Origin of the sequence: Chelativorans sp. (genome assembly GCF_031180965.1) — a bacterium.
GTDB lineage: Bacteria > Pseudomonadota > Alphaproteobacteria > Rhizobiales > Rhizobiaceae > Chelativorans.
Genome location: NZ_JAPSLH010000026.1, coordinates 1 through 24,740 on the forward strand (window position 1 = coordinate 1; position 24,740 = coordinate 24,740).

The following is a 24,740-nucleotide window of genomic DNA, read 5'->3' on the forward strand; positions in this document are numbered from 1 at the left end:
GCCCGCGACAGGCCGGCGGTGCCGGGGTGCTGGGTGACAGACAGCGCTTCGGAAAAACGGATGCTGGGTGAGAGCCGGCATCGCGGAAACCGCGGAGAAGCCGCTAGGGCTTTTCCTTCGGCCCGGCAAAGACCACCCCCTTCATTGGGTGCAGCCGGGGCGGAAGAGAGGCCCGAGTGACCGGCCAATGTCGGGACAGCGGCCGGCGGGGCGCGTGTGACGCGCCACGATTAACTAACAGAGAGGCACGGATCACGCGCCCCGCTTCCCACCTTCTTCAATGGCCAGACGGCAAAAGCCGGGCGTGGCGACGATGCCGCGTGCGCCGGTCTCCGCAGGAGGGACAATGGTAGGGACCGCGCCGCTTGCGCGGGCGAGGGGCGTGCCGTAAAGCGTGGCGCGATGTCTCCTCTCGTCGAAACGGTCGCGTTCGTCTTCGCGCTCGTAGCCCTCGGTCATTTGAGCGGATGGTGCGGCCTCCTGAAGCCGGAGACCGGCGCCGGCCTCAGCGATTTCGCCGTCTCGGTCGCCATGCCCCTGCTCCTGTTCCGCACCATGGGCAGCGCGGACTTCGACGGCAGCCTGCCCCTGCAGCTTTGGGCCACCTATTTTTCGGCGGTGGCGGTCGCCTGGATCGTGGCGCAGCTCACGGTCATCCACCTGTTCGGCCGCGACAGCCGGGCCGGCGTCGTCGGCGGCCTTTCGGGCAGCTTTTCCAATCTGGCCCTTGTCGGCATCCCCTTCGCGCTCGGCGTCTTCGGCCAGCCAGGCTTCGAGATCCTGTCGCTCATCCTGTCCATCCACCTGCCCATCATGATGGCAATGTCCGTCGTGCTTTTCTCCTGGTATGGCGGGGAGGACGCGCCGCACGGCTTCTGGCCGGTGCTGGGCGATTTCCTGCGCAGCATGGCGACCAATCCGCTCATCATCGGCATCGTGGCCGGCCTTGCCTGGCGGGCGACGGGCGCGGAGATGCCGGCGCTCGCGGCGCGGCTCGTGGACGCGCTCGCAAATGTCGCAGCTCCCGTCGCCCTTTTTGCGCTCGGCCTCGGGCTGAGGCGCTACGGCATCGCCGGCAATATACGTCCCGCCGTCGCAATGGCGGCGGTGAAGCTCATCCTCATGCCGGCGGTTGTCCTCGGCGCCGCCAAGCTGACCGGCCTTACCGGCCTCAGCGCAAAGGTCGCGGTGGCGGCCGCAGCCATGCCGCTCGGCGTCAACCCCTATCTCATCGCCATGCGGTTCGGAACCGGCCAGGCGCTCGCGTCCAACTCCATGACCATCAGCACGGCCTTTGCCGTCCTCACCACCTCGTTCTGGATCATCGTCGCGCAATGGGTGTTCGGCTGAGAGAGGACCTTGCTTCGGGCCGCTCCGACCCTAGCTTCCGGGCTGCGTCGGGGTGGAGCGCGGGCCGTCTTGCGGCTGCCGGAAAATTCCCTCACCCTCGGCCCCTGTCCGGCCATCCCTGACCACGAGCGCCCCGGCGGCGCCAAGGAGGAACAATGCTCAAGAAGACCAGCCATTTCATGCGCGAGGCGAATTTCATCGGCGGCGAATGGGTCGGTGCGGATTCAGGCGCCACCATCGAGGTGGTCAACCCGGCGACGCTGCAGACGATCGGCACCGTGCCCAAAGGCGGCCGGGCTGAGACCCGCCGCGCCATCGAGGCGGCCGAGACCGTCTTCCATTCGTGGAAGAAGACCTCCGCCGACCACAGGGCAAAGCTGCTGCGCAAGCTGCATGATGCCATCATGGACAATCAGGACGCCCTCGCCGAGCTCCTGGTGATGGAGCAGGGCAAGCCGCTCGCCGAGGCCAAGGGCGAGGTGGGCATGTCGGCCGCCTATGTGCTCTGGTTCGCCGAGGAAGGCCGGCGCATCTATGGCGATGTCGTCCCGTCGCCCTGGGCGGACCGGCGCATCCTCGTGACCAAGGAGCCGACCGGCGTTGTCGGCGCGATCACGCCCTGGAACTTTCCCTCCTCCATGCTCGCCCGCAAGCTCGGCCCGGCGCTCGCCGCCGGCTGTACGGTGGTGGCCAAGCCGGCCTCGCAGACGCCCTATTCGGGCCTTGCTTGGGGTGTGCTGGCAGAGGAGGTCGGTTTCCCCAAGGGGGCCGTCAACATCGTTACGGGCTCGGCATCCGAGATCGGCGACGAACTGACCGAGAACCCGCTGGTCCGCAAGATCACCTTCACCGGCTCGACAGAGATCGGCAAGCTTCTCATGCAGAAGGCCGCCGGCACCGTGAAGAAAGTCTCCATGGAGCTCGGCGGCAATGCGCCCTTCCTCGTCTTCAACGATGCCGATGTGGAGCGGGCGGTGCAGGGCGCCATGATCGCCAAATACCGCAATGCCGGACAGACCTGCGTGTGCACCAACCGCTTCTTCGTGCAGGAGGGCATCTATGACCGTTTCGTCGAAAAGCTCGCTGAGGCTACGAACAAGCTGAAGGTCGGGTCGGGTCTCGAGGACGGTGTCCAGCAGGGGCCGCTGATCGACGAAGGCGCGGTGCGCAAGGTGGAGGAACTGGTCGCCGACGCCATCTCCAAGGGCGGGCAGATCATCACCGGCGGAAAGCGCCACGCGCTCGGCGGCACCTTCTTCGAGCCGACCGTGATCACGGAAGCCTCGCCCAAGATGCGCCTGATGGAGGAGGAGATTTTCGGGCCCGTCGCGCCCGTCTTCCGCTTCAAGGACGAGGAGGAGGCGGTGGCCATGGCCAACGACACCTCGTTCGGCCTCGCCTGCTATTTCTACACCAGCGATCTCGGCCGCGCCTTCCGCGTCATGGAAGGGCTGCGTTACGGGCTGGTCGGCATCAATGAGGGCATGATCACGACCGTCGAAGCGCCCTTTGGCGGCTTCAAGGAATCGGGCCTCGGCAAGGAAGGCGGGCATCAGGGCATCGAGGATTACCTCGACACCAAATATGTCTGCATCGGCGGCCTGGGCCTCTGATCTCGCTTAGCCTTCCTGGAACGCCTGCCGCAGAGCGGGAAAGGGGGCCAGCGCCCCGTGCACCTGGATCACCGCTGCCGCCACGCGGTGCGCGCGGCGGACTGCGGCCTCCGGCGCGTCGCCGGAAAGGCGAGCCGCCAGATAGGCGCCGTTGAAGGAATCGCCCGCACCGGTCGTGTCGACTGGCTTTTCCACACGTATGGCGGGGATTGCGACCTCCTGATCGGCAAGGAGCAGCGTCGGCTCCGAACCGTCCTTCACGACGATCTCGGCGACGCCCGCTTCCCTCATGCGCCGTGCCGTGGCCCGGGCATCCGCATCCCCGTAGAGCGCCGCCTCGTCCGGAAAGGTCGGCAGGGCGATGTCGGCGCCCGCCAGCCCCTCGTCCATCGCCGCTCGCGCCGCATCCTGCGACGGCCACAGCCTCGGCCGGTAATTGGGATCGAAGGCGATCCGGCAGCCGGCGCTGCGCGCCTGGCGCAGTACGGAAAAGAGGGTTTCTCGCGCCGCTTCGTCCAGGATTGCCAGGGTGATCCCGGAAAAGTAGACAAGCTCGCGGCCTTGAAGGCTCCTCTCCAAGGCGGCGCGGTCGTCGGCAAGCAGCCGCGCTGCCGAATCGGCCCGCCAGTAGGTGAAGGAGCGCTCGGCGCCGGTCAGCGTGATCGCGTAAAGGCCGGGCCTGCGCCCCGGAATCCTCGGACTGGCCGCGGTGCCCACGCCGTGGGCGGCGAAAAACTCCATTTGCTGGGCCGAAAACGGATCGTCGCCGAAAGCGCTGACATAGTCGGTGGGCAGGCTCTCCGGCAGCAGCGCCCGCATCGCCCAGAGCGTGTTGAACGTGTCGCCCGCATGGCCCATGCGCCAGTTGCCGTCCCTGCCGCCGGACAGCTCCAGCATGCATTCCCCCACCGACGCCACACCGCCCGACTTCATGCGCATTCCCTCCGCAAGATCGCCTTGCGCATAGCACTTTCGTACGCGCCCGCAACAGGCAGAATCGCGCCTCTCACCGGTCCTTCACCGTCTCCATCGCGACGAAAGTGGAGGTGTGGGAGACATGCGGCAGGTTGGAGATCTTTTCGCCCAGTACCCGGCGATAGGCGGAGATGTCCCTGGTCCGCACCTTGAGCAGATAGTCGAAGCTCGCCGCGATCATGTGGCACTGGTCCACCTCGGGCACGGCCAGCACCGCCTTGTTGAAGGCCTCGAGGGCGGCCGAGCGGGTGTCGGAGAGCGTCACCTGGACGAAGGCGATGTGGCCTTCGCCCATGCGCTCGCGGTCGACGATGGCGGTGTAGCCGCGGATATAGCCGTCCGCCTCCAGGCGTCGCAGTCGGGCCTGGACCGGCGTCTTGGAAAGCCCGACGCGCTTGGCAAGTTCGGCTATCGAAAGCCGCCCGTCCTGCGAGAGCGTGTCGAGGATGTTGCGGTCGATGCGGTCCAAACGGTCCGAAGCCATGCTTCCTCCTGGTCCGAACAGAAAGCCTCTCCGCATTAGAACAGGCTGCCCGGCCTGGCAATCGCGCCACTTCAGACCGGGGGCCTGCGACCCCATATGATATCAATCCGCCAAATCGACGATCCGGCAGAGGCCCCTATGCCCACACTCCAGGAACTGCGCGAGGAGATCCGCAACCACTATTTGGCCGGCGAGGAAGCCGCGCTCGCGCAGCTGGTCGGCATGGCCGATCTTTCCGAGGCGCGACGCGAGGCGATTTCTTCGCAGGCGGCGGAACTGGTGCGGGCCGTGCGGGCAAGCTCGACGCGGCACCTCATGGAATCCTTCCTTGCCGAATACGGCCTGTCGACGAGCGAGGGCGTGGCGCTGATGTGCCTTGCCGAGGCGCTGCTGCGGGTGCCCGACACCGAGACCGTCGACGATCTCATCCGCGACAAGATCGCGCCGCATGACTGGTCGGCTCATGCGGGCGAATCCGCCTCCATCTTCGTCAACGCCTCCACCTGGGCGCTGATGCTGACCGGCCGCGTGCTGGACGAGGGCGGGCACGGCGTCGAAGCCACGCTGCGCGGCATGGTGCGGCGGCTCGGCGAACCGGTGATCCGCGCCGCTGTGGCGGCCGCCATGCGCGAGATGGGCGAACAGTTCGTTCTGGGCCGAACCATCGAGGAAGCGCTCCGCCGCGGGCGCGAGATGGCTGGCAAGGGCTACACCTACTCCTATGACATGCTGGGCGAAGCCGCGCGCACCGAAGCCGACGCCTTGCGTTATTTCGAAGCCTATCGCAAGGCGATCGCCGCCTTGCGCGGCGAGGCGAGGACCGGCGACACCCGCCTCAATCCAGGCATCTCCGTGAAGCTTTCCGCCATTCACCCGCGCTACGAGGCGGCGCAGCGCGAAACCATGCTGCCGGTCATGACCGAGCGGCTCCTGTTGCTGGCGCAGGACGCCAAGGAAGCCCGGATGGGCCTCAATATCGACGCGGAGGAGGCGGACCGGCTCGACTTGTCGCTGGATGTCATCGAGCAGGTTCTGGCCGATCCCTCGCTCGCAGGCTGGGACGGCTTCGGCGTGGTGGTCCAGGCCTATGGCCGGCGCGCGCCCTTCGTCATCGACTGGCTTCACGCGCTGGCAGAAAAGCTCGACCGCAAGATCATGGTGCGCCTGGTCAAGGGCGCCTACTGGGATACGGAGATCAAGCGCGCCCAGGTGATGGGGCTTGAGGACTATCCCGTCTTCACGCGCAAGGTGAACACTGACATCTCCTACATTGCCTGTGCGCGGAAACTACTGGGGATGACCGACCGCATCTATCCGCAATTCGCCACGCACAACGCGCATACCGCGGCCGCCATACTGGCCATCGCCGAAGATCGGCGCTCGTTCGAGTTCCAGCGCCTGCACGGCATGGGCGAGGCGCTGCACGAGATCATCCGCCGGCGCGAGGGAACGCGCTGCCGCATCTACGCGCCGGTCGGCGCGCATGAGGATCTGCTTGCCTATCTGGTGCGCCGGCTGCTCGAGAACGGCGCCAATTCCTCCTTCGTGCACCAGATCGTCGACGAGGAGGTGAGCGCGGAAGAGATTGCCCGCGATCCGTTTGCCATTGCGCAAGCCAACGGCCAAGCGGCAAACTCCGCCATCCCGGCGCCGACGGCTCTCTTTGCGCCGCAGCGGAAGAACTCGAGGGGCTGGGACATCACCGACCCGAAGGCGCTCATGGAGATCGACGCGGCGCGGCGACCCTTCGCACCCCCGCATCGGTGGGAGGCACGTCCGATCACGCGGGCGTCCGGCGAGGGCAGGCAGCGCCTCATCGTGAACCCGGCGAGAACGGACGAGGTCGTCGGAACGGTTCTGGACGCTTCACCGGAGCAGGTGAGGGAGGCGGTCAGTCTTGCGGTCGCCGCTCAGCCGGCCTGGGCAGCGACGCCCGTAAGCCGCCGCGCTGAGATATTGAGGCGCATCGCCGACCTCTACGAGGCCAATGCCGGCGAATTCTTCGCCCTTTGCGCCCGCGAGGCCGGCAAGACCCTTGCCGACAGCATTGCCGAATTGAGGGAAGCGGCCGACTTCCTGCGCTACTATGCCGGCGAAGCGCACCGTGCAGAGGAGGGCACGCAGGCGCGCGGCGTGATCGCCTGCATCTCGCCGTGGAATTTCCCGCTGGCGATCTTCACCGGCCAGATCGCTGCTGCGCTCGTCACCGGCAACGCCGTGGTCGCCAAGCCGGCCGAGCAGACCTGCCTCATCGCCGCGCGCGCCGTTGCCCTCATGCACAAAGCGGGCATACCCGAAGACGTGCTGCATCTCCTGCCGGGCGACGGGCCGTCGGTCGGCGCGCCGCTGACGGCCGACCCGCGCATCGCGGGCGTCTGCTTCACCGGGTCCACCGATGTGGCCCGCATCATCGAGCGCCAGCTTGCGGAGACCGCTGCGCCCGACGCCATGCTGATCGCCGAGACCGGCGGGATCAATGCCATGATCGTCGATTCCACCGCTCTGCCCGAGCAGGCGGTGCGCGACATCCTCGCCTCGGCCTTCCAGAGCGCCGGCCAGCGCTGCTCGGCGCTGCGCATCCTCTATGTGCAGAAGGATGTGGAGCGGCGCATGGTCGAGATGCTCAAGGGCGCGATGCAGGCTCTTTCCATCGGCGATCCCTGGCAGGTCTCAACCGATGTCGGGCCGGTGATCGACGAGGAGGCGCTCAAAGGCATCTCCGGCTATTGCGAGGAGATGGAGCGAAAAGGCCGCCTAATCGGCAAGATCGAGCGGCCGGAGGGCGGCCGTTTCGTTGCACCCTCCGCATTCAGGGTGTCCGGCATAGGCGAGATGGAGCGCGAGGTGTTCGGCCCCGTCCTACATGTGGCAAGTTTTGAGGCGGACGAACTCGACACGGTGATCTCCGCCATCAACAGAAAGGGCTACGGCCTCACCTTCGGCCTCCACACCCGCATCGATGCGCGCGTGCAGGAGGTGGTGGACGGCATCCACGCCGGCAACATCTATGTCAACCGCAACCAGATCGGCGCCGTTGTGGGCTCGCAGCCTTTCGGCGGGGAGGGGCTTTCGGGCACCGGGCCGAAGGCCGGCGGGCCCCATTATCTGCGCCGCTTCCGCTGCGCCCCGTCGCCCATGCGCGCCGAGCGGCCGATCGGCCAGAACGTGCCCCTGCAGACGCTGATTTCCCAGATGCCCGATGCGCAAAGGAGCGGCTGGGCCGGCCGACCTGACCGCATCGTCCTGCTGAGAAAAGCCTTGCGCGGCCGCTGGCCGGAGGTGCTCGCCGCAGCCGCTGCGCTCGATCTCGGACCTGTCGACCTGCCGGGACCGACGGGCGAGGCCAATTCGCTCCAGCTCACCCCGCGCGGCCGCGTGCTTTGCCTGGGTGCCGGCATGGAGACGCTTGCCGCCCAAGTGGTCCAGGCGCTTGCGGCCGGCAATTCGGTGCTGGCCGTCGCGAACGGCGCTACCGCTAGCCTGCAGCCGCTGCTCAAGGCGGGACTGCCTCTCGCTGCCATCGACGGGAGCGTCGATCCCGAGGTGCTGAAGAGCCTGCCGGTCAACCTCGTCGCCGCCGCCGGCGATCGCGAATGGCTGGCGGCTCTCAGCAGGGCGCTCGCCGTGCGGGAGGGGCAGATCGTGCCGCTGGTGACGGAACTCCTCTATCCCGCCGCCTATGTGCACGAGCGCTCGGTCTGCGTGGACACGACGGCGGCTGGCGGCAATGCCAGCCTCTTGGCTGCGGCCTGACCGGGAGGAGGGGCTCGGATTAGGCCCCTTCGACGGTCGAAAAACCCTCGAAGACCGGCGGGCCCTTGTAGAGGGCCTTGTTCTGGCCGGCGTTCTTGTGCGCGTTGCGGAAGTTTTCCGATTTGGTCCAGGCGAGGAAATCCGCCTGGCTGCGCCAGATCGTGTGCGAAGCATAGAGCGTATAGGCTTCCTCCGCGTTGCGCGGCCCGCGCAGGAGACGGAATTCGACAAAGCCGGGCATTTCCGACAGGCTCGAATCCCGGTTCTTCCAGACCTGCTCGAAAGCCTCTTCCTGGCCTTCCGCCACCTTGAAGCGGTTCATCGCGATGAACATGTTGCTCTCACCTCTTGCTTTGCGTTCTTCCTTTGCGGCGCAGGCCGTGAATATGGATGAGCGGGTCCATTTGGAAACCAGGAATCAGCGCACGAAAGCGAGCGGCACGGTGAAGGGCCAGGACGAGCGGCCTGCCCCCTGAGGAATCGGGGGGAAGGGGGCAGCCCGCTGCACCGTTTCGACCGCCGCACGGTCGAGCACCGGGGAGCCGGAGCTGCCCACCACGCGGATGCCGCTCACCGCGCCGCTGCTGGTCACCGTGAAGGCCACGCGGACCTCCCCTTTCAGACGCTGGCGCTGCGCCTCGCGCGGATAGCGCAGGGAGCGCCGCAGCTTGCTGACGATCTTGCCAGGATAGTTCGATACAGCGGCGTTGCCCGCCTCCGCAGCCCGCCCTCTGCCGCGACTCGCGCTGTTGCCCGTCGTGCGGCTGCCCTCGGCAGAGCCGCGCTTGGCATCCTGCTCGTTCCGTCCGCCGGAGCCGGCCGATGACCTGCGCTGCCTTGGCTGCTCGGCCTTTTTCTCCGGCTGGCTGGCGGCTCTACGCTCCGCCTTCCTCTCAGGGGCCGGTGCCTTCTCCGCTTTTCGGGGCGCTTCCTTCGGCGGCACATAGTGCGGGCGCGGCGTCGGGCGCGGGATAGGAAGCATGGAGACCTCCTCTTCCTCCGGCACCGGCTCTATCGTGTCCGGCACGGGTTCCACCGGATTGGAGGGCGGCGTATTGGTTGCCGACAGCACCTCTTCTACCGTGACCGGCTCCGCCGTCTCCGTGTTTGTCGGCTCAACCGCCGCTGCGGTAGGGGCGGGAACAGGAACTGGCTCGGCAGGCTCGACGGCGGCAACCGGCGCTGGCGGCGTTTCGACCGGCTCCAGGACAGGGATTTCCTCCGGCTCCACCGCCGTCGTCTCGACTGGCGCGATGCTTTCCGTCGCGGTTTCCACCGGTTCCAGCGCTGCGACGTCTGCGGGGTTCACCTGCTCGACCGGCTCGATCGTCTCGGAAGGGGATCCAGCGGCCGACATGTCGATAAGCGCCGCGCCCGTGAGGACGATCTCGCCTTCCTCGCCCCCGGCGATCTGCACCTCCGGCGGCTTCGGCGCGAAGAGGATGGCGATCGCGGCAGTGGCGTGGAGCGCCAGCGAAAGGCCGATCGCCACTGCCTTGCGGGAAAGGGGCCGCGACCCCGAGCGCAGCTCCGTGCCTCGCGGCGGGCGTTCATCGTTGGCCGGAAGGGGAGCTGCGGTGCCTTCAGGGTTTTTACGCTCTCCGGCGGGGACGAAATCGAGAATGACGGCGCCATTGCCCTTGCCGGCTACCGCGGAGCCGGTACGCTCAACGGGACTGAGCCTTATGTCGAGGGCCATGGCGAGCACGGGCGGCCTGTCTCCTATTTCCCGAATTCGACAGCGCCCCGTGCGGCCGTGGTCAGCTGCCGCATGCAGACGGCCGCCTCCGGCCCTTCGCAAGCCGTCGAGGCGTTGATCAGCACACGGCCGAGATCGGCGCAGTCCAGTTGCGGCAGGTCGAACTGGCGCACTTTCGTCTCGCCGTCCGGCAGTTCTTTGAAGTCAAGGACGGTAAGGCGCTTGACCACGCCGTCCTTGCCGAACAGAGCCACCTCATAGGCGGCGCGGCCGATATTTTGTCCCAGCCGGTTCGCAGCCACGAAAGTGAGGCGGCAGCCGCGCTGGCTCGGCTCCGCGCCGTTGAGCTCGAGGGAAAGGGAAGGCGGACTTCCGCTTTCCTGAGCGCCAAGGTGCGGAACGTCCGCAAAAAGGGCGGCAACAAGGCAGGCCGTCAGCCGCATGCTCATGATCAGCCTCCCAGACGCAGGGTGGCGCCGACCTTGACGGTCACCCCCGGCTGATAGTCGAAGCCGCCGGCGGTATCGACGAGGGGAATGACATATTCTTCGTCGAAGAGGTTATCGACCCGGAAGTCGAACCGCAGATTGTCGGTGGCCCGGTAGTTCGCGTAGATGTTCACCAGCGTGTAATCCTCGGCAAAGCTCGATCCTTCCGGCGCCTCGTTGAACTGCACCTCGCCGCCGACGGTGAGGCGCTCTTCCAGGAAGCGCATGCCGAGATCCGCGGTGACGGTGGAGGAGGGAATGGTGGCCAGTTCCGTCCGTGTGCCATCGCGCTGGATCTCGTGGCCATCGATGACGGACACGCTCAAGCCGCCGAAGAAGCGGCCGGCGTCGTAATAGCCTTCGAGCTCGAAGCCCTCGATTTCCGCCCCCAGCACGTTCTGATACTGCACGCAGAAGCCCATCGGCGAGAAGGAACAGGGCGAGCCCGGCGAGACGAAGATCGTCTCGGTGGTGATGAAATCCTCCACGTCGTTGTGGAAGTAGGCGGCCTTGAGGCGCAGCGTGTCGTCGGGCCGGAAGAGGCCCTCGGCGCCGTAGTTGACGCCGACCTCCCAGGTCTTGCCCGTTTCCGGCTTCAGGTCCGGGTTGGGGAGGAAGGGGAAGGGGGGTCTTGGATGCATGCCGCTGATGAAGGCTTCCGACGTATTCGGCGCGCGGTAGCCCTCGGCGTAGGAGCCGTAGACCTGGAGGCCGGCCAGCGGACCTTCGCGGAACGGCGACACGCCCACGCTGATGCGCGGCGACAGGCGGTCATCCGAGCTCTCCTCCGATGCTTCCAGCGTGTAGGCGTCGTAACGCAGGCCGGCTACCACTTCGAGCCATTCATAGGTGAGCTTGTCCTGGACATAGGCGCCCCAGACGGTCCGCTCCCCGTTCGGGTTGAAGAAATCGGGGCGGCCGCCGGCATCCGAGGTGAAGTCGTCATAGACCCAATCCCCTCCCACCGTGAGTTCGTGCTGGATCAGGCCGGTGTCGAAATAGGAGGTGTTCCAGATGTCGAAGCTCGACGTGTGGAGATCGTAGTTGGTCGGATCGCCGGCTTCGGTCTCGGTAAGGTCAATCGCGTTATAGGCGCCCTTGACGTTGAGGTTCAGCCACTTCTCCTCCTCGTCGGTGATCTTGAGCTCGCCGGTGAAGGTGTTGTCCTTGAGCTCGTTGTCGACGAGCTCCGACGTCGACCAGTCATTGCGGGCCCCGGTCCAGCCGAGCGTCAGCTCGCTCAGTTCCCTCGGCCGGAGCGTGCCCTTCACATGTCCGCTCAGCACCTCGAAGCCGGAATAGTCAACCGTGTTGCCGGCACCGTCCTCGTAGTCGCCGTAGTCGCGCCAGACGATATTGCTGAGCACGGAGGCATTGTCGCTGAAGCGGTAGGCGCCGGTGGTGCTGGTGGTCCAGCCCGAGCCGTTCGACTCGTAGCGCGCGGTGGTGGAGAGGGCGTAGGTCTCGTCTTCCCGCAGGAAGTCTTCGGCCGATTTGGTCTCGAAATAGACGACGCCGCCGATGGCGCCCGAACCGAAGGTATTGGCGCTGGGGCCGCGGATGACGTCCACCTGCTTGATGAGCTCCGGATCGAGCCAGAACATCCTCGAAACGTCGTGACCGTTCTTGTGGAAGTTCCGACGCGCGCCGTCGACGATGACGGATACCCGGCCGGCATTCTGCAGCCCGCGGATATTTATGTTGCCGACGGAAGGCTGACCGTCGGCATAGATGGTCACGCCGGGAATGCCGAAGAGGAGATCGCTCGGGGTCGTTGCCAGACGCCGGTCCAGCTGCTCCTGGCTCACATGGCTGACGGAGGCCATGGTCTCGATCGGCGTCTCGCCGGTGCGGCTAACGACCGTGATCCTGTCGAGCAGCGTGGCGTCACCCGCATTTCCTGCCGACGCGGACTGCTGCTGCGCCGAAGCTCCACTTGCTGCAATGAAAACTAGAACGGCCGCGCCTGAAAGCATTGCCGTGCGACTGCGACCCAAACGCCCCTTCATGCGAATCCCCTGATCTCTCGATGAGGCCTTCGCTGGCTGGTCCTGATTTCCTCAGGCTTGCTGGCTCGCCTTGCCCCCCGGCAGGGCTAATGTTGACTGTGGCAGTCCGGTATTGCGTTTCCTATTTAAGTTGATTATGCGTGTCAACATTCAGATCACAATCCGCCGAGCCAGCCCGTGCAAGCCAGGCGCGAAGAAAGGCACCGGAACGTGAACGCTGAGCCTCCCCTGGACCGCAAGCCCCCGCATCCCGGCCGCGAGCGCGAGCCGCTGCGCAAAGACGTGCCGGTTCGTACCGTCTCGAGCGACGAGCTCTTCGGCGGCGCGCAGGAGATCGCCATCGCCCATGCCGGCTCCTATTACCGCCTGAAGATCACCAGGCAGGGCAAGCTCATCCTCAACAAGTAGCGCGGGGACATCCATGACAGGGGAATCCATTCTTCAGCCGGAGGAGATCCGGCGCAAACGGGCGGAAAATCCGAAGATGCGCGAGCGCGATCTCGCCCGCATCCTCGGCATCTCCGAAGCCGAACTGGTTGCCGCCCATTGCGGCGAGGGAGTTAGCCGGATCGAGCCGCGCGTGCCGGATTTCCTCGCCGGCATGGAGGCCGTGGGCACCGTGATGGCGCTGACGCGCAACGAAAGCGCCGTGCACGAGAAGATCGGCGTCTACGAAAACGCCTCGGCCTCGGAGAAGAGCGCGATCGTGCTCGGGAAGGAGATCGATCTCAGGATCTTTCCGTCGCACTGGGCGCATGCCTTCGCCGTGGAGAAGAGGGACGGGGAGGATGTGCGGCTCAGCCTGCAGTTCTTCGACCGGGCGGGCGATGCAGTGCACAAGGTGCATCTGAGGCCCGAGTCGAACTCCCATGCCTTCCACAAGCTCCTCGAGGCGTTGGCGAGCCGCGACCAGAGCCCGAATATCGAAGTGAAAGCGCCGGCGCAGCTTGAGGCGCCCGAGGAAACCGATAGTGGTGTGGTCGAGACGCTGCGCGAGCGCTGGAGCGCGATGCAGGACGTGCACCAGTTCGTGGGCATCCTGCGCACGCTGAAGCTCACCCGCCGGCAGGCCGTGCAGATGGTCGGCGACGAATTCGCCTGGCGGCTCGACGGGACGGCCGTGCCGGCCATGATGGACCAGGCGGTGGAAGCAACAATCCCGATCATGTGCTTTGTCGGCAGCCGCGGCTGCATCCAGATCCACTCGGGACCGGTGGCGAATGTGAAGCCGATGGGGCCGTGGCTGAATGTAATGGACCCCACCTTCCACCTGCATCTGCGGCTCGACCACCTGGCGGAAGTCTGGGCAGTGCGCAAGCCGACCAAGGACGGCCATGTCACATCGCTCGAAGCCTATGACGACGCCGGCAATCTCGTCATCCAGTTCTTCGGCAAAAGGCACGAGGGCGAGGAGGAGCGCGCCGACTGGCGATCGGCCATGGAGCGTCTCCCACGCCTGCCGCACGCTTCGGCGGCCTAGGATTTCCAGATGCCAGAACTCCTTCGATTGAGAACAGCGGAGAAGGCGGCGCTCGCCGGCTTCGCCCTCCTGATGGCGTCCTTCCTCCCTGCCGGCGGGACGATGGCGGAGGATCTGCCGCAGGCATTGCCCGATCCCTCCCGCCTGGTGACGATCGGCGGCTCGCTGACGGAAATCGTCTTCGCCCTCGGCGAGGAGAAGCGGCTTGTCGGCCGCGATTCCACCAGCACCTATCCGCCGGAGGCGGCGGAAATCCCCGATGTCGGCTATATGCGCCAGCTCGCGCCGGAGGGCGTTCTTTCGGTTGCGCCGACGGGCATCATCGCGCTCCATGGGAGCGGGCCGCCGGAGGCGATGGATGTGCTCGGCAATGGGGGCATCCCTCTCGTTGTCGTCCCCGAGTCCTATGATCGCGACGGCATCCTGCGGAAAATCCGCTTTGTCGGCGCGGCGCTCGGCAGCCCGGCCAAGGCGGAGGAGCTTGCGGAGCGCGTGGGCCGCGAGATCGATACGGCGGAGGCGCTGACCCAGGGTGTGGCCGAGCGCAAGCGCGTGCTCTTCATCCTGAGCATGCAGGGCGGCCGGATCCTTGCCTCCGGTACGGGCACGGCGGCCGACGGCGTCATCGAGATGGCCGGAGGCGTCAACGCCATCGATTCATTTGCCGGCTACAAGAAGGTGTCCGAGGAAGCCGTCATCCAGGCGCAGCCGGACGTTATCCTGATGATGGACAGGGGCGGCGAGCACGGTGCTTCGGGCGAGGATTTCTTTGCCCATCCGGCAATCGCCCCAACCCCCGCGGGGCAGAGCAGGACGCTGGTGCGCATGGACGGCAGCTACCTGCTCGGCTTCGGGCCACGCACGGCAGCCGCGGTGCGGGATCTCGCCGCGGCGCTCTACCCCACGCCGCCGGCGAACTAGCCGATGCCGCGTCCGGCCGAGATGTCGCTGCGCGCGATGATCCATGCGCCGGAAGGCGACCGGTCCGCCCGCGCCCGGCTGGTGCTCGTCCTCCTGGCGCTGCTGCTCGTCTCGGTCGCCGCATTCAGCGTCGCCACGGGGGCGTCGGACGCCTCGGCCCTGGCGGTGATCGACGGCTGGTTCCGCGCCGGTCCTCAGGACGCGCTCACCGCCCGCGACCGCCTCATCGTCCAAGAGATACGCCTGCCGCGCGTAGCGCTCGGCATCCTAGTCGGCGCGGCGCTGGCGGTCTCCGGCGCGCTGATGCAGGGCCTGTTCCGCAACCCGCTGGCCGACCCGGGGCTGGTCGGGGTTTCCGCCGGCGCGAGCCTCGGGGCCATAACGGTCATCGTGCTTGGCGGGACAATCCTGCGGCCGGCGGTCGACCTGCTTGGCATCCATGCGCTGCCGCTGGCGGCGTTCGGGGGCGGACTGGTCACCACCCTGATCCTCTACCGGATCGCAACACGGCGCGGCCAGACCTCGGTCGCCACGATGCTGCTTGCCGGCATTGCGCTCGCCGCACTGGCCGGCGCTATTGCCGGCATCCTCATCTACCGCGCCGACGACCAGCAGCTGCGCGACTTGACCTTCTGGAGCCTTGGCTCCCTTGGTGGGGCAACCTGGACGAAGATCCTGGCAGTCGCCCCCATCATCCTCGCCGCGCTCGCGGCCACGCCCTTCCTGGCACGCGGGCTCGATGCACTGTCTCTCGGCGAAGCGTCCGCGCGGCACCTCGGCGTGCCCGTCCAGCGCGTCAAGGCGCTGGCCGTCCTCTGCGTCGCCGCGGCGACGGGCGCTGCCGTTGCCGTGTCCGGCGGCATTGGCTTCGTCGGGATTGTCGTCCCGCATCTTTTGCGGCTCGTCATTGGGCCGGACCATCGCTACCTGCTGCCCGCCTCGGCCCTGCTCGGCGCGAGCCTGCTTCTTCTCGCGGATGCGGTGAGCCGCACCATCGTCGCGCCGGCCGAGCTGCCGATCGGCATCGTGACGGCCATCTTCGGCGCACCCTTCTTCCTGTGGGTGCTCCTGCGCCGGCGGGGCCTCGTCGATCTCTAAGGAAGCCATCCATGATCGAAGTCAGCAATGTCAGCGTCTCCCTCGGCGGCAAGCGCATCCTCGCGGGCCTCGATTTTTCGGCCGAACCTGGCCATGTGACGGCGATCGTCGGTCCCAACGGCTCGGGAAAGTCGACGCTGATCAAGGCGCTGTCCGGCGATCTGCCCTATACGGGCTTTATCGGCATCAACGGCCGCGAGCTCTCGGCCCTTAGGCCCGCCGAAGCCGCGGCCCTGCGCGCCGTTCTGCCGCAATCGGCGACATTGTCCTTCCCCTACACGGTGCGCGAGGTGGTGCGGCTCGGCCTGCTGGGCGGCCGCTCGGGGGCGCTTCCCGGCCAGGATGCCCATCTGCCCGAACGGGCGCTTGCCAAGGTGGATCTCGCCGGCTTTACCGGTCGCTTCTATCAGGAGCTCTCGGGCGGCGAGCAGCAGCGCGTGCAGCTTGCGCGCGTGCTCTGCCAGGTCTGGATGCCGGTTCTGGAAGGAAAGCCGCGCTATCTGCTGCTCGACGAGCCGGTCTCCAGCCTCGACATCAAGCACCAGTTCCTGGTCATGAAGATCGCGCGCGAGTTCGCCGAGCGCGGCGGCGGGGTGGTGGCCGTGCTGCATGACCTCAACCTGACCGCCGCCTTCGCAGATCGGGTCCATGTGATGCACAAAGGCAGGAGCGCCGCCGCCGGCACGCCCGAGGAGGTGATGCGCGAAAGCTTGCTTTCGGATGTCTTCGACTGCTCGTTGAAGGTAGGCGCCGTTCCCTCCGGCCGGATACCCTTCGTGCTGCCCCAGGCAGCCGTCGCGTAGCTGTCTAGCCGGGTAGAGCCACCGGCGCGGGCTGCGGCAGGTTGAGGCCCAGAAGGTCGCGCATATTCGGCCGCGCGTCGACCAGGTCCTGGATCGAATAGGAGGCAAGCACCTCGAAGAAGGCGCCCAGCGCCTTGCGCAGCGCCTCGTTCAGTCCGCAGCCGTCGACCAGCGGGCATTCCGACCCGTCATTCTCGAAGCACTCGGCCATGGCGAAATTCTCCTCCGTCACGCGCACCACGTCGTAGAGCGTGATGTCCTCGGCCGGCTTGGCCAGACGCACGCCGCCGCTGCGGCCGCGCACCGTCTGAACCAGGCCCGCTTCCACCAGCGGCTGGAGAATCTTGAAGAGGAAAAGGTCCGACAGCGTGTAGGCCTGCGCGATGTCGGGAATCCGGCTGAGGCGACCCTCGTTGGCCGCGCAATACATCAGGATACGGATCGCATAGTTCGTTTGCCGGGTAAGCCGCATGGCATGCCTTCTCTCGCGTCAGGTGAAGCGCAATATGGACTATAGATTAGAACAATTCCAGAGATGTTTCTCAAATATGATCTCTTTTGTCAGGAAAGCGGTCAAAGCCATGCGCTGCCTGCAATTCGGCGATGCGCCAAGCCGTGGTTGTAAACAGGCGCGGAGGCCACATATTCCTGCCAACGGTCGAACGGTTTCGGGGAGGAACCCGGAAGGAGTGCGGCTTCATGGTTCAACAAACAAGTCCTGCGGGCAGACCCTCGGGCGTCGTCAGACGGCTGAGGCCGTCCGAGCTCGGCCTCTTCCGTGAGCACCTGCTGCGGCTTGACGGGGAAAGCCGGCGTGACCGCTTCAACGGCGCGATCAGCGACGCGTTCCTGCAGGACTATGCCGCGCGCAGCTTCCAGCAGGGAGCGACCGTGATAGGCTATGTGGAGAACGGTCGGGTGCTCGGCGCGGCCGAGCTGCACGAGCGGCCCGAACTCGATCCACCGACCGGCGAGATCGCCTTCAGTGTTGAACGGCCGTTGCAGCACCGCGGGCTCGGGAGCCGCCTTTTCGAGCTGCTCATCGCGCATGCCCGCTCGCTGGGCTATACCCAGTTGCGCGTGACCACCCACCCCAACAATGATGCCATGCGGGCGCTGGCGCGTAAATTCGCCGCCAAGCTCAGCTTCGGGGAAGGGGAGACGGTCGGCATCATCGAGCTCGATCCGCCCTCCCTCCACGAGCCCGGGGCGGGCTTTGCATATCTTCCGCCGGTGGGCGGCTACGCCTTCCCGGCCTGAGGCGATCGCCCGCTTGCGCGGCATGGTTGCGCCGCACCCTGAAGAATCCTTGGCTGGGCCGGGCCACCTCCATGCCGCACGACGTTGCGAATCGCCGGCCTTGCGGGCTGTCGGCGACTTGCTCGCGGCTTTGGAACTCCCGGAGCTATCGCGCATTAATCCCGCAAACAGCCGAAAGCTTCGTCGAAAGAGAAGGGATTTGAATGGCCTCGTCCCAGCATTTGAGAGACAGCGCCCAAAGGCATCCCGGCTCCGAGATCGTCGATTTGATTCCTGCGCTGCGCGCTTTTGCGAGGACCTTCTATCGGGACCCCAACGACGCCGACGACCTGGTGCAGGAAACGCTTACAAAGGGACTTGCGCATCTCCATCAGTTCGAAGCCGGGACCAGCATGAAGTCCTGGCTTTTCACCATCATGCGCAACACCTTCTACACGAAGATCAAGGTAGCCAAACGCGAGGCGCCCGGCTCGGCCGACTGCGTCTCCGCGCGTCCCGTAGTCAACGCCACGCAGGAGTGGTCGGCGCGCGGGCTGGAGATCCACAACGCTATCCAGCGCCTGCCCGAGCAGCAGCGCGAGGTGATGATGCTGATCGGCGTGCTCGGCATGAGCTATGAGGAAGCCGCGACGATCTGCAACTGCGCGATAGGCACGATCAAGAGCCGGCTCAACCGCGCCCGCCTGCGGCTGCTCGCCGAGCTGGGCGAAAAATCCAGCCTCTCCGCCGTGGAGCGGGAGGAAGCCAGCCCCGGAAGCGACAACGGAATTTTCTACGCCTGACGTCTCCTCCGCGTAGGAAAACCCTACGCGGGGTAGATTTTTTTTTGCATTGCACAATCATTGTGCATGCGCAAAATAGAGGCATGCCGCCCCGCCCGCTCACCGTCCTTGTCATCGATGAAAACGCCGTGCGTGCCGCCATCATCGAGGCGGGGCTGCGCGAGGCAGGCTATGCGAGCGTCACCCTCGTGCGGGATGTGAACGGCATCGCCCAACGCATCGCCGAAATCGAGCCGGACGTTATCGTCATAGACCTGGAAAATCCCAACCGCGACATGCTGGAGAACATGTTCAGCCTGTCGCGCGCGGTGAAGCGGCCCATCGCCATGTTCGTCGACCACTCGGATGCGAGCGCCATCGAGGCGGCAGTCGAGGCCGGGGTCTCGGCCTATGTGGTCGACGGCCTGCGGCAGGAGCGCGTGAAACCGATCGTCGACATGGCGGTCAGCCGCTTCAACGCCTATTCGCGCATGGCGCGCGAGTTGGAGGAGGCAAAAAGCGAACTCGAAAACCGCAAGCTCGTGGACCGCGCCAAGGGCATCCTCATGCGCTCGCGCGGGCTGTCGGAGGACGAGGCCTACACGCTACTGCGCCGCACGGCGATGAACCAGAACAGAAAAATCTCCGAAATCGCCCAGAGCCTGATCCTGGCTGCCGGGCTGTTGAAGGAATGACGGCAATGGCAGAGGCAATCACCGCCGGGTTCTTGCCGCTCACCGACAGCGCCGTGCTGGTTGCGGCCAGAGAGAAAGGCTTTGCCGCGGGCGAGGGGATCGATCTCGCCCTGGTCCGTGAAAGCTCCTGGGCCAATATCCGCGACCGGATCGCAGTCGGCCATTTCCAGGTGGCGCATATGCTGGCGCCGATGCCCATTGCGGCCAATCTGGGCCTGACGCCGATGCGCCTCGATCTCATTGCCCCTATGGCGCTTGGGCTTGGCGGCAACGCCATCAGCGTCAGCAACGAGCTCTGGGCGGCGATGGCCGATGCCGGGGCAGGGGAGGCGAATGATCCCGCTGCCGCAGGCGCCGCGCTCGGCAGGGTGATCGCGGCGCGACAGGCGGCCGGCACCGAGCGCTTGCGATTTGCGGTCGTGCATCCCCATTCGGCCCATAATTTCGAGCTGCGCTACTGGTGGCCGCCTGCGGCATCGACCCCGAGCGCGACGTGGACCTTACCATCGTGCCGCCGCCGCTGATGCCGGATGCGCTAGCCGCCGGCCGCATCGACGGGTTTGCCGTCGGCGAGCCGTGGAACAGCGTCGCCGTAGCCGCCGGCCATGCGCATATCGCCACCGTGAAGGCGGCCATCTGGAAGTCCAGCCCGGAAAAGGTGCTGGGCGTGCGAGCGGACTGGGCCGACGCGCATGGGGCGCTCCTTTCCTCCCTCCTGCGCGCTCTCTACCGCGCGGCGGCCTGGGTAGCGGAGCCGCAGAATAGGGAGGAACTGGCGGAGATCCTTTCCGGCCCGGCCTATCTGAACCAGCCGGCACGCCTCCTGCTCGGCGCACTCGAGGGCAGGCTCGATACGGGCAACGGCATCCGCGCCTTTCCCAATTTCTTCCTGACGGCGGACAAGGCCGCCACCTTTCCCTGGCAAAGCCATGCGCTGTGGTTCTATTCGCAGATGGTGCGCTGGGGACAGATAGCCCACGGGGAGGAAAATGCGCTGCGGGCGCGGCGCTCCTTCCGGCCTGACCTTTATCGCGCGGCGCTTGGCCTTCTCGGCGCGCCGGTTCCCTCGGCCAATATGAAGGTGGAAGGGGCGCTTACCGCTCCGACACCCGTGGGAACGCCTTCGGGAAGGCTGATCCTCGGCCCCGACGGCTTCTTCGACGGCGCCGTGTTCGATCCGGAGAAGCTCGACGACTATATAGCGCGCCAACGCCGGCCAACGCCGACCGTTGACAGCTGAAGGCTCAAGGCTTCCGCCTAACTATTAAGCACTCCCACTTTCTGCTTAATTGTTGTGCTCCGCCGTGCAGCATTCCTCATCAGCCTGGCGCGGCGAGGTGACTCGTCTGCCGGCGCTCGTTCCGTCTAGCGCCTTGCGAATCAACGATAAGTTCCTTCTCTCTCAAACTGGCACGCCGCATGCATAGCTATGTGCGGGAACCCAGAGGGGATACCAAGAAGGCGTCCAATGAAGGGCGCTCGAGGCAAAGCTGCCGATCAGGCTCGCACCCGCTCCGTCGCGCGGGGGCGTGCCCTGGCCGGCAGCTTTTCCGTTTGGAGCCACCCTCAAGCACAGGCAGTTGGATGGAGCCACGATGACCGCATTTCAGCCAGCCCATAGCGCGCCAGCCCGCGCGCTCACCATGTCCACGATCGCCTTTACGGTCTGCTTCGCCGTCTGGACCATTTTTTCCATCATCGGCGTGCGGATCAAGGATGAGCTCTCCCTGAGTGAAACCGAGTTCGGCCTACTCGTCGGCATGCCCGTGCTCACGGGCTCGCTGGTGCGCCTGGCCCTCGGCATCTGGACGGACCGCTATGGCGGCCGCCTCGTCTACACCATCACCATGCTCGCGGCGGCGATCGCCACTTTTCTCCTCTCCTTCGCCCACACCTATGGCCAGATGCTCATCGCCGCTCTCGGCGTTGGTCTTGCCGGCGGCTCCTTCGCCGTGGGCGTCGCCTATGTCTCGCGCTTCTACCCGCAAAGCCGGCAGGGCACTGCGCTCGGCATCTTCGGCGTCGGCAATGTCGGCGCGGCGGTGACGAAGTTCCTGGCGCCTTTCGTGCTCATAGCCTGGGGCTGGGAGGCGGTGGCGCAGGCCTGGGCCCTGGCGCTCGTGATCATGGCCATCGTCTTCTGGTTCACGACCGCCGACGATCCGGTGATCCGTGCACAGCGCGCCGGCCAGGCAGTCCGCCGCAGCCTCGCGTCGGAGTTCGAGCCTCTCAGGAATCTGCAGGTCTGGCGCTTCGCACTCTACTACTTCTTCGTCTTCGGCGCCTTCGTCGCTCTCTCGCTCTGGCTGCCGCGCTATCTGATCGGCGTCTACGGCTTCGACCTTGCCACCGCGGGCATGATCGGCGCGGCCTATTCCATCCCCGCCTCAATCTTCCGCGCCTATGGCGGGGCGCTCTCCGACCGCACCGGTGCACGCACCATCATGTACTGGACCTTTGCCGTCTCGGCCGTTTGCACGCTGATCCTGTCCATCCCCCCGACCGACTATGTGGTGCACGGCGTGAACGGCCCGATTGCCTCGCATTTCGAGGTCGGTCCGACGGCCTTCATCGCCGTGGTCTTCGTGCTCGGCTTCTTCATGAGCCTCGGAAAGGCGGCAGTCTACAAGCACATCCCCGTCTACTATCCGCAGAATGTCGGCGCGGTGGGCGGCCTAGTCGGCATGATCGGAGGTTTGGGCGGCTTCGTCCTGCCCCTCCTCTTCGGCTTTCTCAACGACCTCACTGGCCTCTGGACGAGCTGTTTCATGGCGCTCTTCGTCATCATCGCCGTCTCGCTCGCCTGGATGCACTACGCCATTCGCCGGATGGAGCGGCAGGCGCGGCTGCAGCCCGCATGAAAGCCGCCTCGCGACAAAGAAAAGGAATGATTGGCCACATGACGCAGAAACTCGTTGTCGTCGGCGCCGGCATGGCCTCGGGCCGCATGCTCGAGCACCTCTTCGAGGCCGCTCCCGGCGCGTTCGACGTGACCCTCTTCGGGGCCGAGCCGCGCGGCAATTACAACCGCATCATGCTTTCGCCCGTGCTCGCCGGGGAAAAGACGTTTGACCAGATCGTCACCCATGATGGTGACTGGTACGCGGCGCACGACGTCGCCTGCCGCTTCGGGGAGACGGTCACCAGGATCGACCGCAAGGCAAAGGTGGTTTTCTCCAGGGGCGGCGAGACGCCCTACGACAAGCTGGTGATCGCCACCGGCTCGGCGCCCTTCATCATCCCGATCGCCGGCCGGGACCTTCCCGGCGTGCGCGCCTTCCGCGATCTCGACGATGTCGAAGCGATGGTGGCCGCGGCGAAGAAGCCGAACGCCAAAGCGGTGGTCGTCGGCGGCGGCCTGCTTGGGCTTGAGGCAGCGGCGGCCCTCCGCCTGCGCGGCATGGAAGTTGTGGTGCTCCATCTCATGGGTCACCTCATGGAGCGCCAGCTCGATCCCGCCGCCGGCTATCTGCTGCAGAAGGAGCTGGAGGGCAGGGGCATAAAGATCCACTGCAAGGCGCAGACCAAGGCCGTTCTCGGCACCGACCGTGCGGAAGCGGTGCTGCTCGAAGACGGCACCATCTATCCCGCCGATATCGTCGTCATGGCCGTGGGCATCCGCCCGGAAGTGCGCCTTGCCACCGATGCCGGCCTCTATGTGGAGCGCGGCATCGTCGTCGATGACCAGCTGATGACCTCCGAGCCCGACATTCTCGCCATCGGTGAATGCGTGGAGCACGAGCGCATCTGCTACGGCCTCGTGGCGCCGCTCTACGACATGGCCAAGGTGGCGGCGAAGACGCTTCTTGGCGAGAAAGCGGCCTTCCGCCCGGTCGAGACGGCGACGCAGCTCAAGGTCACCGGCGTCAACCTCTACTCCGCCGGCGATTTCGCCGATGCGCCGGACCGCGAGGAGATCGTGCTGCGCGATGCCTCCGCCGGCATCTACAAGCGCCTGGTGCTGAAGGAGAACCACATCCTCGGCGCGGTGCTCTACGGCGAGACCGCCGACGGCGCCTGGTTCTTCGACATGCTGCGCAAGAACACCGACGTGTCGGAGATGCGCGAGACCCTCATTTTCGGCCAGGCCTACCAAGGAGGGGGCAAGCTGGACCCTATGGCGGCCGTTGCAGCCTTGCCGGATGATGCGGAAATCTGCGGCTGCAACGGCGTTTGCAAGAGCAAGATCGTCGGTGCGATCACCGAAAAGAGCCTGACCACGCTCGACGGCGTCAGGGCGCACACGAAAGCCTCCGCCTCCTGCGGCACCTGTACGGGCCTGGTCGAGCAGCTCATGAAGCTGACGCTGGGCGATGCCTACAATCCGGCCGCCGTCACGCCGATGTGCGGCTGCACCGATCTCGGGCATGACGATGTGCGCCGGCTGATCAAGGCGAAGGGGCTGAAAACCATTCCCGCCGTGATGCAGGAGCTGGAATGGAAAACCTCCTGCGGCTGCGCGAAGTGCCGGCCGGCGCTCAACTACTACCTCGTCTGCGATTGGCCGGACGAATATGCGGACGATTACCAGTCGCGCTTCATCAATGAGCGTGTGCACGCCAACATCCAGAAGGACGGCACCTATTCCGTGGTGCCGCGCATGTGGGGCGGTGTCACCAGCGCCAAGGAACTGCGCGCCATCGCAGACGTGGTCGACAGGTTCGAGATCCCGATGGTGAAGGTTACCGGCGGCCAGCGCATCGACATGCTCGGTATCAAGAAGGAGGACCTGCCGGAGGTCTGGGCCGAACTCGGCAAGGCCGGGTTCGTCTCGGGCCACGCCTATGCCAAGGGCTTGAGGACGGTGAAAACCTGCGTCGGCTCCCACTGGTGCCGCTTCGGCACGCAGGATTCGACCGGCCTCGGCATCCGTATCGAAAAATTCATGTGGGGCTCGTGGACACCCGCCAAGGTAAAGATGGCCGTGTCCGGCTGCCCGCGCAACTGCGCGGAGGCGACCTGCAAGGATGTCGGCGTCATCTGCGTGGATTCCGGTTACGAGATCCACTTTGCGGGTGCGGCCGGGCTGGACATCAAGGGCACGGAAAAACTCGGCCTGGTGAGGACCGAAAACGAGGCGCTGGAAGTGATCGTGGCGCTCACGCAGATGTACCGCGAGCAGGCGCGCTATCTGGAGCGCATCTATAAATGGGCGAAGCGCATCGGCTATGACGAAATCCGCCGCCAGATCCTCGACGATCTGGAGAAGCGCAGAGCTTTTTACGACCGCTTTGTCTTCTCCCAGAAATTCGCTCAGGTGGACCCCTGGTCCGAGCGCGCCTCGGGCAAGGACAAGCACGAGTTCAAGCCCATGGCCACGCTTTCGCTGGAGCCGGCGGAATGACGAAGAC

The 24,740-nt window shown here is 66.0% G+C and carries 20 protein-coding genes and 1 pseudogene; 14 read left to right on the plus strand and 7 right to left on the minus strand.

Annotation, left to right across the window (positions count from 1 at the left end; all coding sequences use genetic code 11):
* The first annotated feature begins 402 nt into the window (after positions 1-402).
* Both RIN79_RS16980 and RIN79_RS16985 read left to right on the plus strand, forming a co-directional pair.
* Positions 403-1,350: an AEC family transporter gene (locus RIN79_RS16980; RefSeq protein WP_309085866.1), complete on the plus strand. Its 948-nt coding sequence runs from the start codon at positions 403-405 to the stop codon at positions 1,348-1,350.
* A gap of 155 nt (positions 1,351-1,505) precedes the next feature.
* Positions 1,506-2,963: an NAD-dependent succinate-semialdehyde dehydrogenase gene (locus RIN79_RS16985; protein ID WP_309085867.1), complete on the plus strand. Its 1,458-nt coding sequence runs from the start codon at positions 1,506-1,508 to the stop codon at positions 2,961-2,963.
* A 6-nt stretch (positions 2,964-2,969) separates the two neighbouring features.
* On the opposite strand, the gene RIN79_RS16990 is transcribed toward RIN79_RS16985, so the two are convergent.
* On the minus strand, positions 2,970-3,896 hold the full coding sequence (locus tag RIN79_RS16990) for a sugar kinase (RefSeq protein WP_309085868.1): 927 nt from the start codon (positions 3,894-3,896) through the stop codon (positions 2,970-2,972).
* 73 nt (positions 3,897-3,969) lie between these two features.
* Positions 3,970-4,422: an Lrp/AsnC ligand binding domain-containing protein gene (locus tag RIN79_RS16995; protein ID WP_309085869.1), complete on the minus strand. Its 453-nt coding sequence runs from the start codon at positions 4,420-4,422 to the stop codon at positions 3,970-3,972.
* Positions 4,423-4,560: 138 nt separating this feature from the next.
* Here RIN79_RS16995 and putA point away from each other — a divergent pair, with 138 nt between their 5' ends.
* Positions 4,561-8,175 (plus strand): bifunctional proline dehydrogenase/L-glutamate gamma-semialdehyde dehydrogenase PutA, encoded by a 3,615-nt coding sequence (gene putA / locus RIN79_RS17000; RefSeq protein WP_309085870.1) that lies wholly within the window; start codon positions 4,561-4,563, stop codon positions 8,173-8,175.
* 19 nt (positions 8,176-8,194) lie between these two features.
* Here putA and RIN79_RS17005 read toward each other — a convergent pair whose 3' ends face one another.
* The 4 genes from RIN79_RS17005 to RIN79_RS17020 form a co-directional block, all read right to left on the minus strand.
* Complete coding sequence (locus RIN79_RS17005; protein WP_309085871.1) at positions 8,195-8,509, minus strand: antibiotic biosynthesis monooxygenase; 315 nt, start codon at positions 8,507-8,509, stop codon at positions 8,195-8,197.
* 84 nt (positions 8,510-8,593) lie between these two features.
* Positions 8,594-9,874 (minus strand): TonB family protein, encoded by a 1,281-nt coding sequence (locus RIN79_RS17010; RefSeq protein ID WP_309085915.1) that lies wholly within the window; start codon positions 9,872-9,874, stop codon positions 8,594-8,596.
* A gap of 23 nt (positions 9,875-9,897) precedes the next feature.
* Positions 9,898-10,323 (minus strand): hypothetical protein, encoded by a 426-nt coding sequence (locus tag RIN79_RS17015; RefSeq protein WP_309085872.1) that lies wholly within the window; start codon positions 10,321-10,323, stop codon positions 9,898-9,900.
* A gap of 2 nt (positions 10,324-10,325) precedes the next feature.
* Positions 10,326-12,371 (minus strand): TonB-dependent receptor domain-containing protein, encoded by a 2,046-nt coding sequence (locus RIN79_RS17020; RefSeq protein WP_309085873.1) that lies wholly within the window; start codon positions 12,369-12,371, stop codon positions 10,326-10,328.
* Between the two features lie 270 nt (positions 12,372-12,641).
* On the opposite strand from RIN79_RS17020, the gene hemP reads away from it, so the two are divergent.
* The 5 genes from hemP to RIN79_RS17045 are packed head-to-tail and all read left to right on the plus strand — an operon-like array spanning position 12,642 to position 16,673.
* Positions 12,642-12,779, plus strand: a complete 138-nt coding sequence (hemP, locus tag RIN79_RS17025; protein ID WP_309085916.1) for a hemin uptake protein HemP — start codon at positions 12,642-12,644, stop codon at positions 12,777-12,779.
* Positions 12,780-12,792: 13 nt separating this feature from the next.
* A complete protein-coding gene (locus tag RIN79_RS17030) occupies positions 12,793-13,851 on the plus strand; it encodes a ChuX/HutX family heme-like substrate-binding protein (protein WP_309085874.1) in 1,059 nt (352 codons plus the stop codon).
* Between the two features lie 9 nt (positions 13,852-13,860).
* Positions 13,861-14,772, plus strand: coding sequence for an ABC transporter substrate-binding protein (locus RIN79_RS17035; RefSeq protein WP_309085875.1), 912 nt, complete (start codon positions 13,861-13,863; stop codon positions 14,770-14,772).
* A 3-nt stretch (positions 14,773-14,775) separates the two neighbouring features.
* Positions 14,776-15,870, plus strand: a complete 1,095-nt coding sequence (locus RIN79_RS17040; protein WP_309085876.1) for an iron ABC transporter permease — start codon at positions 14,776-14,778, stop codon at positions 15,868-15,870.
* Between the two features lie 11 nt (positions 15,871-15,881).
* The gene (locus tag RIN79_RS17045) at positions 15,882-16,673 is read left to right on the plus strand and encodes a heme ABC transporter ATP-binding protein (protein WP_309085877.1); all 792 of its coding nucleotides are present in this window, start codon (positions 15,882-15,884) and stop codon (positions 16,671-16,673) included.
* Between the two features lie 4 nt (positions 16,674-16,677).
* On the opposite strand, the gene rirA is transcribed toward RIN79_RS17045, so the two are convergent.
* Complete coding sequence (gene rirA / locus RIN79_RS17050; RefSeq protein ID WP_309085878.1) at positions 16,678-17,145, minus strand: iron-responsive transcriptional regulator RirA; 468 nt, start codon at positions 17,143-17,145, stop codon at positions 16,678-16,680.
* A 227-nt stretch (positions 17,146-17,372) separates the two neighbouring features.
* On the opposite strand from rirA, the gene RIN79_RS17055 reads away from it, so the two are divergent.
* From RIN79_RS17055 to nirB, 6 genes and pseudogenes are all read left to right on the plus strand, one after another.
* The gene (locus RIN79_RS17055; RefSeq protein WP_309085879.1) at positions 17,373-17,933 is read left to right on the plus strand and encodes a GNAT family N-acetyltransferase; all 561 of its coding nucleotides are present in this window, start codon (positions 17,373-17,375) and stop codon (positions 17,931-17,933) included.
* Between the two features lie 203 nt (positions 17,934-18,136).
* Positions 18,137-18,715, plus strand: a complete 579-nt coding sequence (locus RIN79_RS17060) for a sigma-70 family RNA polymerase sigma factor (protein ID WP_309085880.1) — start codon at positions 18,137-18,139, stop codon at positions 18,713-18,715.
* 83 nt (positions 18,716-18,798) lie between these two features.
* A complete protein-coding gene (locus tag RIN79_RS17065) occupies positions 18,799-19,389 on the plus strand; it encodes an ANTAR domain-containing response regulator (RefSeq protein ID WP_309085881.1) in 591 nt (196 codons plus the stop codon).
* Positions 19,386-20,629: pseudogene (locus tag RIN79_RS17070) on the plus strand (CmpA/NrtA family ABC transporter substrate-binding protein). The gene RIN79_RS17065 and the pseudogene RIN79_RS17070 overlap by 4 nt, the downstream one beginning before the upstream one ends.
* A gap of 355 nt (positions 20,630-20,984) precedes the next feature.
* Entirely contained in the window at positions 20,985-22,250 is a 1,266-nt protein-coding gene (locus RIN79_RS17075) for a nitrate/nitrite transporter (RefSeq protein WP_309085882.1), read from the plus strand.
* 38 nt (positions 22,251-22,288) lie between these two features.
* On the plus strand, positions 22,289-24,733 hold the full coding sequence (gene nirB, locus RIN79_RS17080) for a nitrite reductase large subunit NirB (protein ID WP_309085883.1): 2,445 nt from the start codon (positions 22,289-22,291) through the stop codon (positions 24,731-24,733).
* The last annotated feature ends 7 nt before the right edge of the window (positions 24,734-24,740 follow it).

Bases quoted from the DNA above. Each gene is read 5' to 3' on its own strand.
- RIN79_RS17005 (WP_309085871.1), bottom strand. From the start codon at position 8,509: ATGTTCATCGCGATGAACCGCTTCAAGGTGGCGGAAGGCCAGGAAGAG.
- RIN79_RS17075 (WP_309085882.1), top strand. From the start codon at position 20,985: ATGACCGCATTTCAGCCAGCCCATAGCGCGCCAGCCCGCGCGCTCACC.
- RIN79_RS17065 (WP_309085881.1), top strand. From the start codon at position 18,799: ATGCCGCCCCGCCCGCTCACCGTCCTTGTCATCGATGAAAACGCCGTG.
- RIN79_RS16980 (WP_309085866.1), top strand. From the start codon at position 403: ATGTCTCCTCTCGTCGAAACGGTCGCGTTCGTCTTCGCGCTCGTAGCC.
- RIN79_RS16995 (WP_309085869.1), bottom strand. From the start codon at position 4,422: ATGGCTTCGGACCGTTTGGACCGCATCGACCGCAACATCCTCGACACG.
- RIN79_RS17035 (WP_309085875.1), top strand. From the start codon at position 13,861: ATGCCAGAACTCCTTCGATTGAGAACAGCGGAGAAGGCGGCGCTCGCC.
- RIN79_RS16990 (WP_309085868.1), bottom strand. From the start codon at position 3,896: ATGAAGTCGGGCGGTGTGGCGTCGGTGGGGGAATGCATGCTGGAGCTG.
- RIN79_RS17045 (WP_309085877.1), top strand. From the start codon at position 15,882: ATGATCGAAGTCAGCAATGTCAGCGTCTCCCTCGGCGGCAAGCGCATC.
- RIN79_RS17055 (WP_309085879.1), top strand. From the start codon at position 17,373: ATGGTTCAACAAACAAGTCCTGCGGGCAGACCCTCGGGCGTCGTCAGA.
- RIN79_RS17015 (WP_309085872.1), bottom strand. From the start codon at position 10,323: ATGAGCATGCGGCTGACGGCCTGCCTTGTTGCCGCCCTTTTTGCGGAC.
- RIN79_RS16985 (WP_309085867.1), top strand. From the start codon at position 1,506: ATGCTCAAGAAGACCAGCCATTTCATGCGCGAGGCGAATTTCATCGGC.
- putA (WP_309085870.1), top strand. From the start codon at position 4,561: ATGCCCACACTCCAGGAACTGCGCGAGGAGATCCGCAACCACTATTTG.
- RIN79_RS17040 (WP_309085876.1), top strand. From the start codon at position 14,776: ATGCCGCGTCCGGCCGAGATGTCGCTGCGCGCGATGATCCATGCGCCG.
- rirA (WP_309085878.1), bottom strand. From the start codon at position 17,145: ATGCGGCTTACCCGGCAAACGAACTATGCGATCCGTATCCTGATGTAT.
- RIN79_RS17060 (WP_309085880.1), top strand. From the start codon at position 18,137: ATGGCCTCGTCCCAGCATTTGAGAGACAGCGCCCAAAGGCATCCCGGC.
- nirB (WP_309085883.1), top strand. From the start codon at position 22,289: ATGACGCAGAAACTCGTTGTCGTCGGCGCCGGCATGGCCTCGGGCCGC.
- RIN79_RS17020 (WP_309085873.1), bottom strand. From the start codon at position 12,371: ATGAAGGGGCGTTTGGGTCGCAGTCGCACGGCAATGCTTTCAGGCGCG.
- RIN79_RS17010 (WP_309085915.1), bottom strand. From the start codon at position 9,874: ATGGCCCTCGACATAAGGCTCAGTCCCGTTGAGCGTACCGGCTCCGCG.
- RIN79_RS17030 (WP_309085874.1), top strand. From the start codon at position 12,793: ATGACAGGGGAATCCATTCTTCAGCCGGAGGAGATCCGGCGCAAACGG.